Genomic DNA, 15,609 nt, shown 5'->3' with positions numbered 1-15,609 from the left:
CGCAACAGGTTCGTGTGTCCACGATGGATTTAAGAATAGCAACCGGAGGCATCCAGGCAACCTAGATATTAAAGGAGGCTATTCTCCTGGCATCAGTAAGCGGTAAAGGAAGTTTTTACTTACTTGGTTTTGTCTAGCCATTTCCAGAAGTAGTATATCTCCATTTTTGAGGAGGACGAAAAAGCATTGAGCATCAAGGTAATCATCGTTGCGTAATCCTTCATCCGCAACTTTTGTTTCCTCTATATCTTCATAGTTCAGGTAATGCTCTTTGTCCTCAACGTCTACTACATTAAATACGATCGGCATTGGTTTTTAAGGTACAAGAGTACATTATCAAGCATAAATCGTATAGTTGCTTCAAAACTGTTGGTTTAATTGCAAAATATAACCCTCTTTGGATGTTGTAATAGGGTTCATTATTTAAATATTACAAAGTCATATAATCTCATTTTTAGATTTTAATTAAGTTATTAACTAGTCCAGTTTTAACAAATTAATACAACCAAAGTTTCAGAGAATTATTACTCATGTTTTCATCAATTTTACACTGATAAATACTGATATATTCGTGAATATACTCTGCTATTGTAAATTATTCATGGTTTAATAATGGCTTCTGTTTTATTATTCAATACTGGAGCGATCGCACTGTTAGATATAGGTGCAAGTGTTAATGTTCTAACTTACAAAATTGGTTTACAGTTATGAGTAGTCTGGCAAGAGCTGTATTTTTATCGACACAAGTTAGCGTTTGAAGTTTGTCCAAGAGTAAAACGAAGGGTGTTGTACAACCAGCAGCCGTCTTACAATAGACAGTAAAACTTGAAGTTGCAAAGCAAACGATGAGTAGTACGGATAATTCGCCGATCGAGGATAGGTCGTCAGCAGATTTAGTAGCTGTGACAGAGTTACAGCACCAGCTTAATGACTTACTCAAGCAACTATCACCAGAGCGATTACAAGTGCTTGCTGATTTTGCGGCTTATTTAGCAAATGCTGAAAGCGAAGCTGCAACCCAAGAACTTTTGGCAATTCCTGGATTGCTAGAGCGAGTTAAGCAAAATCAAGCAACCCCTAAAACCCTTTACACACCTTGGAGAAACCTTCGCTCTGATGTATGAAGTTGTTCTCCATCCCGATGCCCAAAAGGTTTATATCCATGCTGACAAAGCCCTAGCGAAGAAGATTGCCCGATGTTTGCAGCAGCTAGAGCAAACTCCCCAGTTGCACCCTAACATCAAAGCCCTTTGCCTGGACTCAATCGAGAGATACACCTATAATCCTTGGACACATGAACTTTTTTGCAGAGTTTAACGTGTGTTTTTATCGACATGAGCTAGCGTTTGAAGTTTGTCCAAGAGCAAAATGAAAGGTGTTGCACAACCAGCAGCCACTAGGGTACAGCACATCAAAATTAACAGCAATCTTCTGCACAAAAACTCAGACTCAAAAGTGTCATTGCCAGATATAAATCAGGACAAATAAAACAATCCAGATGACATCAACAAAGTGCCAGAAAATAGAAGTGGCATTTACACCAAAATGACCTGTGTCGTAGTTATCAGGAATGAAAGAGCGACCAAAAACAAGTATCTGCAACAAAATGCCAGTAAGAACGTGTAAACCGTGGAAGCCTGTCAGTAAGTAGAACATTCCACCAAAAACACCTGTGGTAAAGCCAAAAGAAAGATGGCTCCATTCGCTCGCTTGTCCAACTAAAAAGTAACTTCCCATTGCGATCGAAAGCATTAGAAACTGGCGAAATTTTATCAAGTCGTGGCGTTCAAGGGCGCATTCTGCCAAGTAGATGACAAAGCTACTAGAAACAAGAATTACCGTATTAATTGCCGGATCTGTGACTTCCAGTCCAGAAACACCAGCTGGTAGCCAATTAGGATTTGCTGTTTTATAGACAATATATGCTGTAAAAAAACCGAGGAAAATGAAAGTCTCTGACAGCAAGAAGACAATGAAGCCAAACATCTTGCTGCCTTCTTCATCATGGGTATGCTCGTGTGAGGGATGATTTGATTCTTCTGAAATGATGGAACTGTCCATTGCTTGAAACTCCTACATATTTATCTCACGCAGAGGCACAGAGAAAGAGAGCAAAGTAAGCTAATGCGCCTATATATTGCACAAACACTGTATAGACCGACCGTCATTAGTCATTTGTTTTTCTAAGGACAAAGGACAAAATCAAACATTTGGTCTGCTCTCTAATGCTCGGCCACTAATGGTTCAGATTTCCCGTAGCCGTAGGGTTCACCCACAACAACTGGAATTTCCTCAAAGTTCTCGACAGGGGGTGGTGAAGAAATTAACCACTCCAATCCAATTGCTCGCCAAGGATTCTTCGGTGCTTGCTTGTCATGTATCCAAGAACCAATAATATTCAGAATGAAGGGTAAAGTGGATACACCTAGCAAAAATCCGCCGATACTGGCGATAATATTCCAAAATTCATACTCTGGAGCATAAGAAGAAACTCGACGCAACATTCCCTGTAATCCTAATGGGTGCATTGGGAAGAAGTTGAGGTTAGTACCAATGAACGCTAGCCAGAAGTGCAACTTGCCCAAGCCTTCGTAATACATACGTCCAGTCATCTTGGGGAACCAGAAGTAAATAGCAGCAAACATCCCCATTGTTACCGTGCCATATAGAACATAGTGGAAGTGACCCACCACATAGTAGGTATTATTGACGTGGACATCAATGGGAACGGAGGAAAGGGTGATGCCAGTGATACCTGCAAATACAAACAATATTAATGCACCAAACGCAAACAGCATTGGTGTATCAAATCGTAGCTTGCCACCCCAAATCGTTGCAGTCCAGGCAAACACCTTAATGCCAGTAGGGACAGATACGAACATGGTTGTGAGCATGAAAAACATCCGCATCCAGCCGGAAGTACCGCTAGCGTACATATGATGTACCCAGACTATACCGCTAACTCCAGCAATCAGGAGTGATGAAATAGCGACAATTCTATAGCCAAACAGAGGTTTGCGAGCAAAAACAGGGAATATCTCTGAAAAGACTCCAAAGACCGGCAGAATGATTACGTAAACAGCAGGGTGGGAGTAGAACCAGAAAAAATGCTGAAATAGAACAGGGTCGCCTCCCTTGGTGGGTTCAAAAAAGCTAGTTCCAACTGTTAAATCGAGTAAAAGCATGACTGCACCTGCTGTTAATACAGGTAGTCCAAACAGTTGGATAATCTGGGCACTGAATACGTTCCAAACAAAGATGGGTGTACGGAAGGGTGTCATACCAGGTGCGCGCATCTTTACAATCGTGGTGACAAAGTTAATTGCCCCCATAATTGAAGAAACACCTGATATTGCCACTGCTAGAAGCCAGATTACTTCACCATTGATTAAGTTTCCTGTGGGGTTTTGCAGACTGACGGGAGGGTATGACCACCAACCTGCTTGCGCTGGGCCACCAGGTACAAAGAAGCTAGCCATTAGTAGGATAGCAGCGATCGGTATCATCCAGAAGGCAACAGCATTTAGTCTGGGAAACGCCATATCTCGCGCCCCAATCATCAGAGGTACAAGATAGTTAGCAAAACCCGTAAGTATGGGGAATGTCCATCCAAATAGCATCACAGTGCCGTGCATGGTGAACATTGCATTATAAACACTACGGTCAACGAGGTCTGATTCTGGGGTAATCAATTCCCCACGAATGATCATTGCAAATATGCCACCAACTAAAAAGAGAATGAAAGCGGTAACAATATATTGAATACCGATAACTTTGTGGTCTGTGCTGAAGCTAAAGTATTGCTTCCAGTCTGCTCTCGGTTCCTGTTGAGGTGCATCACCTGTAATGTCTTCAACGGAAATATTTGTCATTGTCTTTTATCCTTTATTCTTTATCATTTGTCATTTGTCTAAAACCAATGACCATTGTACAGACACGATTAATGAGCCAGCGCGTTGCGGTGAGGGGGTCGCAGTCTTGGCGGTTCCCGTCGATTGCGAACCCCCGAACCCGAAGGGGGTTCCCCCCGTCGTAGCGACTGGCGTCGCGTCCTACGACTAATTGCTGTAATTAACTACAGGGGCTTGTGCGGGTGCTACCGTAACCCAGCCTTTGATTAATTCTTTTGATTCTTGGGCATATTCGGAAGCTGCTTGATTATTTGCAGTACATGGTTTACGATTTGCTGCTTCTGTAAGCCACTTCTTGTAATCTTCAGGGGACTCGACAACAACATTTGCGCGCATGGTTGCAAAGTAAGTACCGCTAAATTCGGAATCGGTCAATTGATATTTGCCAATGCGGATGGGAGTAAATTCAAAGTCAATGTTGCGATTGGGAATAATGTCTTGCTTGACTCGGAAAGCAGGAATATAAAAGCCGTGGAGAACATCCTCGGACTGCATAGCTAGACGAATGCGATGATTGGCGGGTAAATGTAGTTCGGTGCTGGTAATTCCTGTTTTTGGATAGCGGAAAACCCAAGCCCATTGCTTGGCATTAACTTCAATGTCTTCAAATGCGATTACATTTGATGTGGCATCAATTGATACACTTGAGGAAGTCGGGGAGGTGGAACCTATCCCTGCATCTTTGTTAATTGGTGCAGCAGATGCCGATTTCATTAAGGCTGGAATATGCATGTGCATAGCTTCCATTGGGCCTTGAATCCCCATTTGCTCGTAGATTTGGTAGCTGTAGGTGGCAATCCAAAACACTAGGAATACAGGAATTGCAGTCCAGACTATTTCTAGTGGGATATTTCCTTCAATCGGGGGGCCATCACTGGTATCATACTGCTCTGCTCGATGGAAAATCGCTGAGTAGATGAGTGTTCCTGTGACTCCAAGGAAGATAAATGCTCCCAGCGTGATTAAAAAACTAAACAATTTATCGACGAGGCGCGATTCTGCTGCGGCTTGAGGAGGCATCCAGGAATATGTCCACTCTCCTATCCAAAGACTAACAGCAGTTAAGGCGATCGCGATCGCACTCAAGGTCAAAATATTTCGGATTTTCATAGCTATAAAAGTCATTGGTCAAAGACGCAATTAATCGCGTCTATACAATGGTCAGTAGAGACGCGATTAATCGCGTCTGTACTTATACAAAGGACTAACATCAATTACTTCAGCAGTAAGTTGGGGTCTTTGCCCAAGCGCAACAACATATCAGCAGTGTTGTGAACTCCAAACTCAGTAGCTAATTGTGCTCCTAGCGTACCGTGGATGAACATGATGAACATGATGAACAGTCCAGAAACTAAATAAGTCCACTGCACTTGTTGACTGTCATCTTGATGCCAAATATAGCGCTGAAATCCTCTCCAAATAGCCATTCCAAGAATCAGCGCTAGTAAAAAAACACCACCCATTCCATGCCAAAGCATTGTTTCCATCGCTTCCAATCCCCAGGCACTCTTTACCCCAGTGAGTGGTTCTGCCAACATGATTTCGTAAAAACCTGCTGCTACCGTAAAAATTGTGATGAGTGCCGAACCTAGCATATTGTACCAGCCCGCATCAAAGAAGCTAGAACGAGTGGCAGGAACTGCTAAAAACTTGAAGATTGGTTGTTGTAGAGGGAAGAACGCACCAATAAAATCAAAGGTAATGCCAAGGATGAACAAAGCTAGAGTAAGATGAACTAAATTTGGATGAATGGGTATAGTGTAGGGCAACCCATTCGCTCCCATCTGAGTCTTTAATTGCTCAATAACTTCAGGATTCATTGCAGTAAGCCCTCCTTTATGGCTTCAACAACTGGTACAGTGTGTAGTCCATATACCCAAACTAATTCATCTCCGAAATACACTTGTATACCTACCAAAACAGTCAAAAGTAAACCTGCTGCTAGGTAATAAACTGATATTTTTTCTGGAGTGCGGCAATGAATCACATAACGCCAAGCTGTAATAGCTGCCAGAATTCCTGCAAGTGACCAGCCAAGGAGCGTATGTAAATTAAGTACTGGTTGAGCTGCGTTATAAGGTTCTGCCAAACCTGCTTCAAATTGACCAAAAACAACAGCGATGAAGATGGAGATTGTTGCGAAAAACATATTCCACCAACTCACCTCGAAAAGACGGTAGTTACTAGTAAAGTATCCAATGACATCACATAAGAAGGCAAACAATACCATCGCAATCACAAAATGGACAATGATGGGATGTATCGTATCGGGATACGGTAAATTATGGTTATTCAGAAGATTCTCAAGCATGATATTCTACTCATGAATAGTTAGTGTTTAGTGCTTAAAAAGCAATACTTCACAATCTTTTGATTTCTACAAAAATTTAGATTGCCCTTAAAATCATTCTGAATAACAACAGCAATTCTGATGAAGAGAATTCTTTCACAGAGTAGCTTGATTATGATAGGCAAAAGCTCGCTGGAATGAATATAGAATAGCAAGTTATCGAAAAAGGTTTTACTCGTTGGTAAATGCTGATAAACGAGTTAATTGATGTATGAAATAGAAACACAAGGCAATTCAATCTCCACAATATCGCTTGGAATCTAATACACCTGACTAAATAGGCTTTGAACATTATTATTTGCCCTAAGCTCATAATGAGAATTGCTGCTCTTGGAGTTTACTTTATTTTTTTGAAGAATTTTGTAGTTTTGATTCTCCATAGATAAAGAATATCATACATTTGTTAAAATTACTTGCGATCACTAACTAATTTTCAAACAGTATGTGTGGTTACAATTAATTAGAAGCTAGAGTATTTTCAGCCAGTAATGGCTTTTTTTCTATTGGTTCTGGATTAGCAATTTTGACCTGTTCAAGAAAACGAGATATCCAAGGTCAAGCCACCATAATTCCGGTTAAAACTACTAAAAATATAGCTATTCCATAAATTTGTTCACGGGGAATTTCGAGAACACCGCGTAAAATCACCTCTCTTAAAGCAGAAACAATAGTAATTTCTACTGCTGCGGTCACGGATGTTCGCTGTTGTTGTAGATGATCGATTAACAGGCGGAACAACTCTACTAAAATCAAAATGAACAGGATATCAGATGTTACTTGCCGCAAATCTAATGGACTCAAAAAGGAGAAAAACATATCTCCCAGTCGGATGAGCATCACACAAAATAGACCAAGGCAGAGAGAAATGATAATAAAGTCTTGAAAAAATTCCAGGTGACGTACAATTCTATTTCTTTGTAACCAATTATTGAAGTTTGAAGTTAACCCCTTGAGCATGGTATTTCCTAACAGTTTAGCTTCATTTATCTCTATAACTGAAACAGTACTGAGTATCTAGCATCGATTACTCAGCACTCAGTACTGTATTCAATCCCCATTATTTAAGCTATGGGGTTCCACTCAGCCCGATTAAACTATTTTGAACCGTTCAAGTCACTATGTATGGTTTCTGCGGTTTTAATTTTGGATACTGCGGTTGTTAAGTTATTCGCAGCCTTAATAATCTCTTGTAAGGTTTCGTTTATCATCTTCTCATCAAGAGAGGCTTCTGATAAGTAAGTTTCTACGAAAATCTCCACTCGATTTATAATTATTTTGGCTTGAGAGCGTAGTTTATTGAGGTCTTTGGTAGACAACTCATTCATATTCATTGTTTGAAGCTCCTTTGGTTTCACAGGGTAAATTCTACATTTTTGATCAGCAATTCTCAGTCAAAGAGCGATTCTTACAGGTCAGCCCTTTTTTGAAAGATAAAGCTTGCTGGAGTACCCATTTAATTGTTTGCCTGTTGACTGCTTAAATGCCTTGAGTATTCCCCAAATTAATACAAAGGTTTCAAGCAGGAAAATTGCTAGGGCTGGCGAGTTCGTAGGTCTATTTATTCCTTAGGACTTACGCACCAAAATTATCTTTTGAGACTGAGTGTGGAGTGTGTAACTTTGGGTATGTAAGGATTTTGGATCTTTAATGAAGCGATAACAAGTCTTCTCCTAAGCAAAGATACCAAAAACGAACGGTGGAGACTTTTATAGCAACTTGAAGCCGAAGTTGTTGAGAGTTTCCCGCAAATACTTGCACCCTTTTAAATAGTCTAAAGTGGCGATCCGCTCGGCTGAGTTTTGCGACCAATCAACAGCGGTATTCATCTGTTGTTCAGTATAGAATTCTTTCATGATATCGTTGTAGTGAGCGATCGCTTCATCTTGCTCTGCTAATTTATAGGTTTCCCGATGCAGTATAGCTGACTGGGGTAAACGCGGCTTAATAGCAGGTTGTACTTCAGGATTGGGATAACCCACACACAATCCAAATACAGGGAACACAAAAGGTGGCAAATTTAGTAGTGTTGCTACCTCTTGCGTGTTATTGCGGATTGCGCCAATATATACCGTTCCCAAACCAATAGATTCAGCAGCTAGAGTCGCATTTTGCGCTGCTACCGAGGCATCGATTACTGCTTTAAACAACAATTCTATGTAATCTAGAGCCACATGAGGTAGTCCGCGACTATCAGCAATATGAGCCATACGACCTAAATCTGCTAACCAAATCAAAAATACAGGAGCCTGATTAACCCATGCTTGGTTATTAGATAGCCTGCATAATTCTGCTTTGCGCTCTGGATCTTCAACTGCTACCACACTCCAGGTTTGCAAATTAGCTGAACTAGCAGCAGATTGAGCCGCTGCAACTAGCCATTCTAGGGTTCCTGGTGGTAAGGGATCAGATAGATAAGACCGAATTGAACGGTGAGCTAGTAGTGTTTCTAGAGAATCGTTCCAGTCAATTTCGTAATTGAAGGGAATCTCACCGTAGCGCGATCGCAGTAGTTCTGTAGGATTTGTCATGGTTAACTCTTGAACTCCAACACTTTTTTACGATTTTAGAGGGATTACTAACGACGAGAGACAAGGAGGACAAGGAAGAACCAGAAAATCAGAAGGCTGATTTTATGACAAAAGTAAAAAGAAAATACTTGATTGCTAGGCAGCTAGCTGGGTTTGGAGGAAATCTGAAGTTAGGCGATCATTCCGAAAAAAAGCAACTCGTAAAGCTAGCCGAGACTCAGATACAGGGGAAGTAAGCGGAGTAACCATGTGCCAAGAATTATTAGAACGTGCGATCGCAACTGAGGAATCACTCAGGGGTAGAATATCTTGGAAGACAGATTCCGGCTGGGAGTCTTTGAGAATTCTCAAACAGCCTCCCCAGTCTACAGACCATTGTTGATTGAAAAATAGCAGATGAGTTAAAACTTTGCTCGGCTCGTCTGTATGAGGGTGATGCAAATGTCCTGAGTTGTATCGGCGAAATCCAATATCCATTACACAGTCTTTTAGTTCCAACCCAGACATTTCGGCTATTGCTGCGCGGTAAGAATCTGTCCACAGTCCTTCTATCAACTGTCGCCAGACTTTACTAAGATGTCTCAAGTCATAAGTAAGTCTGCCTTGTGCCATCCGCTCTCGCCAGCGATTATCGCTAGATTTGAGCATCAAGGAAATATCCTCGCTAGTGGCTAGCATCTTTCCCCAGGAATATCCGTATCCCTCTCCCTCCGACAGGCGGAACTCTTCATGGGGAAAACTCGCAGTTAGTTCTAAGCTTGCTTCTGGTGAAAGCAGGTTTTTGATCAAAGCCCAATTGTATGGGACTTTTTGCATTGTTGTGGTACGAATGGAATCAAAATTAAGCATGGTAGAAAAAACTCTTCAGTAGAATTAACCAATCATGATTACCCTGGACATCAAGTGGTATTAGAAGATCAACAATCGATTTACCTCTGCATCAAAAAGCTTGGCTCAAGCCGCAGAAGTTTCATCGCCGCAGCACTTAGAGAGTCATTCCAATCAATTTTGTAATTGAAAGGAATTTCACTTGATCGCAATAATTTTGTAGGATTTGTCATAGTCAACTTTTGAACTTGAACGCTTTTTTACGATTTCAGAGGGATTATCAACCCCATTACAAATTTCTTTTGCTACAAGACAACTGGCTTTACCGATAGCGATTCTTCAGCACTGCTCAAAGTAGATCAAGATCGATCTCCTCAGAATCAAACTGCTTTCCCTGCTGTTTGAGTAATTGTGCTTGGAGACTACGCAATAGGGAGCGCAAAACATCAGTCTTAGTGCGTTGAAACTGCTTGCAGTACTGCTCTAGAAGTTGCCGTTCTTCTAGAGACAATTGAAAAGTGATCCATCCTTGCTCTTTTCTCGGCATAATTACTACCAACATAATTGGTACATTCTAGCAGTTGGTACAATAATTGCGATAACCTAAGATGGAATTGTGATGCTTTCTTAACCAACTTCACTTTTGATTTGTGGTCAAATGAAAGCTTACAAATTTAACTACACTACTCCCCACTCTCCATTACCCTGTAATGTTTTAGTAGATGTGTGCGTTCACCCTTGGGAAACCAAACTCAGAAGTTCTTCAACCGTGAGACTGCGCTTAACTTTTACTGACTGATGCTTTACTGCATCTAGCACTGATTGAATTTCTAGTTGACTGAGCGTGATTCCATGTTCTTGCAGCACACTGAATATTAGATGCCGACCAGAATGTTTGCCTACAACAAGGCGACGTTCCCAGCCAACATCTTCCGGTGCAAACGGTTCGTAAGTACCGGGATTTTGCAACACACCGTGAGCATGAATCCCCGATTCGTGTGCAAAAGTATTTTCACCTACGATCGCTTTCCAGGGAGGAACCGGCCAATTGGCAGCTTTCGCAACTAACCGTGACAGTTCCAGCAGCCGTTTTGTATTAATACCTGTTGGGATGCCGTAGAGGTGTTTCAGTGCCATCACCATTTCTTCTAGCGCCGCATTACCTGCGCGTTCGCCAATCCCATTTACCGTAGTGTTGACCGATCGCGCTCCTGCTTCAATACCAGCTAGCGAGTTTGCCATTGCCAGTCCAAAATCATTATGTGTGTGCATTTCTATAGGAATGAATAAATGATGCACAAGAGAGCGAACTTTGCTGTAAGTGTTCAAAGGATCAAGAATTCCTACAGTGTCACAAAAGCGAAACCGGAAAGCTCCCAACTCTTGAGCATAATACGCTACATCCAATAAAAAAGATGGATCGGCTCTGGAAGAATCTTCTCCGCCAACAGATACAGCTAAACCGCGATCGCCAGCGAAATTAATCGCATCCCGCAGACGATCCAGCATTACCTGCTGCTTACCGCCAAACTTCGCGGTAATCTGAATTTCTGAGACAGGAACGGAAATATGCACCCGTTCCAAACCACAATCTATAGATGCCTGAATATCAGACAAATTAGCACGGTTCCAGCCAAGTAATTGGGCGTTTAATCCCAGATTAGCAATGGCTCGGATCGACTCTGCTTCTTCTTGCCCCATTGCTGGAACGCCAATTTCCAATTCTGGAACACCAATGGCATCAAGAAAAGTAGCGATCGCAATTTTTTCTTCAACATTAAAAGCTACACCTGCCGCTTGTTCGCCATCTCGCAAGGTTGTATCGTTAATCTGAACTGGATGTTTGTTCATAGTGAAGTGATGATTCATGAGCAGCTAACTTGTTGGGTGATTTTGATTTGCTTGAGTAATTCCTAATTGAAAGACAGAGCAACTAACTGGAGTTTTGGAAAGTAAAAGACATATTCCTCAAGGGGTGGGTTCATAATTACATTAGCGTAGCGCAAAGGAGTCCGCGTACTCCTGCAACCTACGCCTTGATCTCATAGAGAGCGTCATTACGAATTACTAAATATTTGCTACAACTTCCCCAATATTGCTAATGTCATAGCCGCCGAGAACCTCTAATTGGGATTGGACTAGTCGATGTCCCAAGGTACTGAGCAATTGCTGTACTGGTGTTTCTTGCAAGTATTCTTTGAGAATCACTAAGTCGTATCGCGATCGATGTAGGGGGATAAATCCTAACCCAAAGGCAGTAGCTACAGATGCCGTACTGACACCTGCATCAGCAATTCCTGACACTATAGATAAAGCGACATCTTGATGGCTATAGACAATATGGTCAAATCCTTTAACAGCGTGTAATGGTATTTGTTTCTCTTGGAGCTTGCGTTCCAAAAGCATAGAACAACCGGAACCTGGTTCACGGTTAACAATAGTTATTCCTGATTCCATCAAGTCGCTGACTGTTTTGATTCCCTTTGGGTTTCCTAGTGGAACCAAGAGTCCCTCTTCCCAAACCCCAAGGGTAATTAAAACTGCACTTCTACCAGCTAAAGCTTCCCGTACAAATGGAATGTTATGTTCCCCAGTTTCCGGATCGTACAAGTGCATTCCAGCGATGTGAACTTCACCTTGGCATAGACTACGCAATGCTGCCATACTGTTGGCAAGAATATGATGAACTCGCAGTTGTGGATGCCAGCGTTCGGCTGCTCTTGCCCAGAGAGAAATCATCGGCGTACAACCAGTAATCACGACTGTATTTTGCAATTTGTCCATATCATCAAGCAAGCGAACCAGGACTTTATTTGTAGTCGTTTGGTTTTGTGATTCACCCTCCAGATACTCTGCCTTAGCCTCACCTGAAAATGGCAGCAGCTTACCTCTTAACCCTTTCGCCAGTTCCTCAACAGGAAAAACTCTCGAAAGTTCTGAATTGAAGCTTTGACTCACTCTTAGGAGTGACGCTTCTACGGACGCTCGATTACTCGCTAACGCTGCGCTATCGCTAACGCCACTCCCTATAACAGGGTGGCTCACCGCAACTGCTTCACCATCAGCCGGAATCATTTCGAGGCGAAAAGCATTGTTCCCAACGAGAGGATAAGCTATCAATCGACCACCAATCCGCGCTAGACTAACTCTCAATTGCTGTCCGCTCTTGACTGCTTTGGTAAGAACTGCCTCAACTTCTGGTAAATCTTGCTCAAACCAGAATAAGTCCTCTACTTGGCAACCAAGCGCCTTGGCTAAACGCAGTGACATAGCAACAGAAGGAGCATATTGTCCCGATTCTACACCACCAATACTCTGACGGGTTACGCCAGCCATATTAGCCAATTCTTGCTGACTTATGCCCAAGCGAGTTCTAATTGACTTCAGGTTGTTGCAAAGATTCACTTCCAGTTTCATGAGGCTGTATCTCTCCGTTAGAAAAAGCCGCAACGGACAAACTTAATCTGTTGGGGCAATAGCAAGGTTTTCTAATGTTTGCCGTTTTTCTTAGAAGACATATTGATGTTTCGACAATTTCGCTGATTTGCTGCAAGCATAACACACATCTCGCTAGAATACTTGCATCTTTGAATACTTTTTAGCGTTGGCGCAGCCCGCTGCAGGCATCGCTTTTTCATCATTTGCTAACCAAATCTGTCATCACCAAAGAAAAACGCTCAAACCCTCAAAGTATTTAGACATTTATAAACTTTCAGCTTTAGCGCTGTTTTATTACTCTCGTTAGAGAATATCCTCAGCCATGTTTTTTCGTGCTTGGTTCCGAGCAAAGATTTTTGCTTCGGTTGATAAAACAGGGCTTTGAACAAGATTAAAGGTCAACATCTTTTTCTCTGGCAAGAGACAAAAAAGAGTGTTAATCTGAGTGCGGTGAGTCCTGATCTAGATGCCAATTGCCTTTTTTAGTTGGTACTGCCACCCACTGGAGTTCCAACCATAAGATCGGGTTCTTTTCCTTCAACTTTGAAGCGGGGTCGCGGATAATGCGTGTGGCATTTATGCAAACAGCCTCACATATCCCCAAATCTTGGGCAACGCCTCTGAAAACGTCTTTGTAGGCGTTAATTGAGGCAAACAGCATATTAGGATAAAAAATAACAAAATGTTGTATGAGTTTTGGAGGGCATCCCCAGTAAGAGTTTACGAGTTCGACGTGGCAGTACTGGAGCAACTCGCCGACTTTGGTACAGCGTCCCTTGACTACGGTAGTAAATTTTTGGACTAAAACCTCTTCGGTCAACATAATGAGTTCTCCTCCTTCAATGAAGTAGACGAATTTTGGCGTAGTTCAGAACGCCGATTTCTCAAATGGTGGTAAGAAGTTTACGCAGTTTTTTTTGCTTTTTTGAGTAAGAGATTGCCAATTGCTCCAGACACTTCGTATGAGGGATAACCTCTACTGCATCGTCCTATTCAAGAGGCATCTCCGAAAATGAATCTGCAACCTTTGTGGAGCTTGGGCTAATACCTAATTTCTCCAGATGTCTAAATAACCCAAACTGTACCAGCAGTTCCTCTAGCTGATCGTTAGATATATATTTCGGAGTCACAAAATCTGTATTTTGGTCAATTGCCATTGCCAGGTTGCGATAGTGCTGCGCCTGTTCAGACTCAGGAGCATACTCAATCACCGTCTTGCGGTGGAACTCTGCTTGCTGCACCATGTTATCTCTGGGTATGGAGTAGATCATTTGAGTCCCCAGTTTCTCTGCCAAAGCCTCGATTAGATCGTTTTCCCGATCGACTTTGCGAGAATTGCAGATCAATCCACCCAGACGTATACCCCCTATAGGAGCGTACTTTTGAATGCTTCGGCAGATGTTGTTAACAGTATACATTGCCATAATTTCCCCAGAAGTGACAATGTAAATTTCTTGAGCTTTGCGCTCACGAATGGGCATGACAAATCCACCGCATACTACGTCACCCAGACCATCATAAAATGTATAATCAAGTCTAACTGCATCATCATAAGCACCAAGTTGTTCCAGCAACCCAATTGATGTCAAAATGCCTCGACCTGTACATCCCACACCAGGTTCCGGCCCACCCGATTCCACACACAGCGTCTTCCCCCATCCCTCCTGACGGAAGTCTTCTAAATTCACATCATCTTCTTCTTTACGCAACGTATCAAGTACAATCTTCTGGTGGAATCCCCCCAAGAGGAGCCGAGTGGAGTCTGCTTTCGAGTCACACCCTACAACCATCACCTTACGACTCATATCAGTCAGTCCAGCCACGACGTTTTGAGTCGTTGTAGATTTGCCAACTCCCCCTCTTCCATAAATAGCGATTTTCCGCATAAAAACCTCGGTAATGGCGCAGACTTATTGATTCGGCTCCAAGATTCAAGTAGAGTGTCGAATTAAATTGAAGTTATCGTTTTTGAAAGTGTTTACTACTCACTCAGTTTGTGACTCCATTGATGTTGTTAGATAGTGGAAATTAACCATCTATTCAGCACTATAAATATTGCAGTTATCTGCTAGAAGTTAAACAGCTTCTTACAGATATGTCAATAAATGTTAGTCGGATACAAGATACAACAAGGTTGCTAAAAATTAGTTCCAATCCTGTCACTAAAAATTCAAAAAACTTCCACAGATACGGCAGGTGAATGATAAATTTCTGCTTACTCACAGCAAGACAAGCATTATTTTCCCTGGTAGGAAGATACATAAAAAAATCAGTCCAGCCTGCTCTATGGCAACAGCTTCGCCAAACGAAAAACCGATTTTTGGGCGGTTTGCTCCACTTCGATTAACGTTATGCATCACCAATAACTGATGAGGCTGGTCTGATACTCACTTCAAAGGAATCTAAGGAGTTTTTGTTCTGGTATTAGATTCCCTATAAATAAAGAATATCATACATTTGGCCAATTTACTTGCGCTGAGAAATTAATTTACAAACAGTATTAGTAGTTACAATTACTCATCAGCTAAAGAGCCTCAAAGCCGATAATTGCGTT

At 42.0% G+C, this 15,609-nt stretch carries 16 protein-coding genes and 2 pseudogenes; 2 read left to right on the top strand and 16 right to left on the bottom strand.

What is annotated here, in order from left to right:
• Positions 1 to 78: 78 nt before the first annotated feature.
• Complete coding sequence (locus V7K56_RS14365; RefSeq protein WP_174709866.1) at positions 79 to 309, bottom strand: hypothetical protein; 231 nt, start codon at positions 307 to 309, stop codon at positions 79 to 81.
• 536 nt (positions 310 to 845) lie between these two features.
• Between V7K56_RS14365 and V7K56_RS14360 the strand changes: the two genes are divergently transcribed.
• Positions 846 to 1,124, top strand: coding sequence for a hypothetical protein (locus V7K56_RS14360; RefSeq protein WP_334911506.1), 279 nt, complete (start codon positions 846 to 848; stop codon positions 1,122 to 1,124).
• The gene (locus tag V7K56_RS14355; protein ID WP_334911504.1) at positions 1,117 to 1,317 is read left to right on the top strand and encodes a type II toxin-antitoxin system RelE family toxin; all 201 of its coding nucleotides are present in this window, start codon (positions 1,117 to 1,119) and stop codon (positions 1,315 to 1,317) included. The genes V7K56_RS14360 and V7K56_RS14355 overlap by 8 nt, the downstream gene beginning before the upstream one ends.
• Before the next feature lie 141 nt (positions 1,318 to 1,458).
• On the opposite strand, the gene V7K56_RS14350 is transcribed toward V7K56_RS14355, so the two are convergent.
• The 15 genes and pseudogenes from V7K56_RS14350 to nifH all read right to left on the bottom strand — a co-directional run bounded on the left by V7K56_RS14350 (position 1,459) and on the right by nifH (position 14,956).
• Positions 1,459 to 2,061: a cytochrome c oxidase subunit 3 gene (locus V7K56_RS14350; RefSeq protein WP_334911502.1), complete on the bottom strand. Its 603-nt coding sequence runs from the start codon at positions 2,059 to 2,061 to the stop codon at positions 1,459 to 1,461.
• Positions 2,062 to 2,222: 161 nt separating this feature from the next.
• The gene (gene ctaD, locus V7K56_RS14345) at positions 2,223 to 3,872 is read right to left on the bottom strand and encodes a cytochrome c oxidase subunit I (RefSeq protein ID WP_334911500.1); all 1,650 of its coding nucleotides are present in this window, start codon (positions 3,870 to 3,872) and stop codon (positions 2,223 to 2,225) included.
• A 186-nt stretch (positions 3,873 to 4,058) separates the two neighbouring features.
• Positions 4,059 to 5,021: a cytochrome c oxidase subunit II gene (locus V7K56_RS14340; RefSeq protein ID WP_334911498.1), complete on the bottom strand. Its 963-nt coding sequence runs from the start codon at positions 5,019 to 5,021 to the stop codon at positions 4,059 to 4,061.
• A 104-nt stretch (positions 5,022 to 5,125) separates the two neighbouring features.
• On the bottom strand, positions 5,126 to 5,731 hold the full coding sequence (locus V7K56_RS14335) for a DUF2231 domain-containing protein (RefSeq protein WP_334911496.1): 606 nt from the start codon (positions 5,729 to 5,731) through the stop codon (positions 5,126 to 5,128).
• On the bottom strand, positions 5,728 to 6,222 hold the full coding sequence (locus V7K56_RS14330) for a DUF2231 domain-containing protein (RefSeq protein ID WP_334911494.1): 495 nt from the start codon (positions 6,220 to 6,222) through the stop codon (positions 5,728 to 5,730). Before V7K56_RS14330 ends, V7K56_RS14335 begins: the two co-directional genes overlap by 4 nt.
• A gap of 495 nt (positions 6,223 to 6,717) precedes the next feature.
• Positions 6,718 to 7,218: pseudogene (locus V7K56_RS14325) on the bottom strand (phosphate-starvation-inducible PsiE family protein).
• Positions 7,219 to 7,355: 137 nt separating this feature from the next.
• Positions 7,356 to 7,592 (bottom strand): hypothetical protein, encoded by a 237-nt coding sequence (locus V7K56_RS14320; RefSeq protein ID WP_334911492.1) that lies wholly within the window; start codon positions 7,590 to 7,592, stop codon positions 7,356 to 7,358.
• Positions 7,593 to 7,967: 375 nt separating this feature from the next.
• Complete coding sequence (locus V7K56_RS14315; protein WP_334911490.1) at positions 7,968 to 8,789, bottom strand: NADPH-dependent oxidoreductase; 822 nt, start codon at positions 8,787 to 8,789, stop codon at positions 7,968 to 7,970.
• A 135-nt stretch (positions 8,790 to 8,924) separates the two neighbouring features.
• Complete coding sequence (locus V7K56_RS14310; RefSeq protein ID WP_334911489.1) at positions 8,925 to 9,638, bottom strand: 2OG-Fe(II) oxygenase; 714 nt, start codon at positions 9,636 to 9,638, stop codon at positions 8,925 to 8,927.
• Positions 9,639 to 9,718: 80 nt separating this feature from the next.
• Positions 9,719 to 9,850 (bottom strand): hypothetical protein, encoded by a 132-nt coding sequence (locus V7K56_RS14305; RefSeq protein WP_334911488.1) that lies wholly within the window; start codon positions 9,848 to 9,850, stop codon positions 9,719 to 9,721.
• A gap of 185 nt (positions 9,851 to 10,035) precedes the next feature.
• Positions 10,036 to 10,164, bottom strand: a pseudogene (locus tag V7K56_RS14300) (TOBE domain-containing protein); the annotation flags it as partial.
• 185 nt (positions 10,165 to 10,349) lie between these two features.
• Positions 10,350 to 11,468 carry a homocitrate synthase gene (gene nifV / locus V7K56_RS14295; RefSeq protein WP_334911486.1) on the bottom strand — a complete coding sequence of 373 codons (1,119 nt, stop codon included), beginning with the start codon at positions 11,466 to 11,468 and terminating at the stop codon, positions 10,350 to 10,352.
• A gap of 216 nt (positions 11,469 to 11,684) precedes the next feature.
• Positions 11,685 to 13,034 (bottom strand): substrate-binding domain-containing protein, encoded by a 1,350-nt coding sequence (locus V7K56_RS14290; RefSeq protein WP_334911484.1) that lies wholly within the window; start codon positions 13,032 to 13,034, stop codon positions 11,685 to 11,687.
• Positions 13,035 to 13,491: 457 nt separating this feature from the next.
• Positions 13,492 to 13,878, bottom strand: a complete 387-nt coding sequence (locus V7K56_RS14285; RefSeq protein WP_334911482.1) for a hypothetical protein — start codon at positions 13,876 to 13,878, stop codon at positions 13,492 to 13,494.
• A gap of 166 nt (positions 13,879 to 14,044) precedes the next feature.
• On the bottom strand, positions 14,045 to 14,956 hold the full coding sequence (gene nifH / locus V7K56_RS14280; protein ID WP_334911588.1) for a nitrogenase iron protein: 912 nt from the start codon (positions 14,954 to 14,956) through the stop codon (positions 14,045 to 14,047).
• Between the last annotated feature and the right edge of the window lie 653 nt (positions 14,957 to 15,609).

This window comes from Nostoc sp. (genome assembly GCF_036917535.1).
In the GTDB taxonomy this organism is placed as follows: domain Bacteria; phylum Cyanobacteriota; class Cyanobacteriia; order Cyanobacteriales; family Nostocaceae; genus Nostoc.
This window is presented reverse-complemented; position numbering and strand designations above follow the sequence as displayed.

Bases quoted from the DNA above. Each gene is read 5' to 3' on its own strand.
- V7K56_RS14365 (WP_174709866.1), bottom strand. From the start codon at position 309: ATGCCGATCGTATTTAATGTAGTAGACGTTGAGGACAAAGAGCATTAC.
- V7K56_RS14360 (WP_334911506.1), top strand. From the start codon at position 846: ATGAGTAGTACGGATAATTCGCCGATCGAGGATAGGTCGTCAGCAGAT.
- V7K56_RS14355 (WP_334911504.1), top strand. From the start codon at position 1,117: ATGTATGAAGTTGTTCTCCATCCCGATGCCCAAAAGGTTTATATCCAT.
- V7K56_RS14350 (WP_334911502.1), bottom strand. From the start codon at position 2,061: ATGGACAGTTCCATCATTTCAGAAGAATCAAATCATCCCTCACACGAG.
- ctaD (WP_334911500.1), bottom strand. From the start codon at position 3,872: ATGACAAATATTTCCGTTGAAGACATTACAGGTGATGCACCTCAACAG.
- V7K56_RS14340 (WP_334911498.1), bottom strand. From the start codon at position 5,021: ATGAAAATCCGAAATATTTTGACCTTGAGTGCGATCGCGATCGCCTTA.
- V7K56_RS14335 (WP_334911496.1), bottom strand. From the start codon at position 5,731: ATGAATCCTGAAGTTATTGAGCAATTAAAGACTCAGATGGGAGCGAAT.
- V7K56_RS14330 (WP_334911494.1), bottom strand. From the start codon at position 6,222: ATGCTTGAGAATCTTCTGAATAACCATAATTTACCGTATCCCGATACG.
- V7K56_RS14320 (WP_334911492.1), bottom strand. From the start codon at position 7,592: ATGAATATGAATGAGTTGTCTACCAAAGACCTCAATAAACTACGCTCT.
- V7K56_RS14315 (WP_334911490.1), bottom strand. From the start codon at position 8,789: ATGACAAATCCTACAGAACTACTGCGATCGCGCTACGGTGAGATTCCC.
- V7K56_RS14310 (WP_334911489.1), bottom strand. From the start codon at position 9,638: ATGCTTAATTTTGATTCCATTCGTACCACAACAATGCAAAAAGTCCCA.
- V7K56_RS14305 (WP_334911488.1), bottom strand. From the start codon at position 9,850: ATGACAAATCCTACAAAATTATTGCGATCAAGTGAAATTCCTTTCAAT.
- nifV (WP_334911486.1), bottom strand. From the start codon at position 11,468: ATGAACAAACATCCAGTTCAGATTAACGATACAACCTTGCGAGATGGC.
- V7K56_RS14290 (WP_334911484.1), bottom strand. From the start codon at position 13,034: ATGAAACTGGAAGTGAATCTTTGCAACAACCTGAAGTCAATTAGAACT.
- V7K56_RS14285 (WP_334911482.1), bottom strand. From the start codon at position 13,878: ATGTTGACCGAAGAGGTTTTAGTCCAAAAATTTACTACCGTAGTCAAG.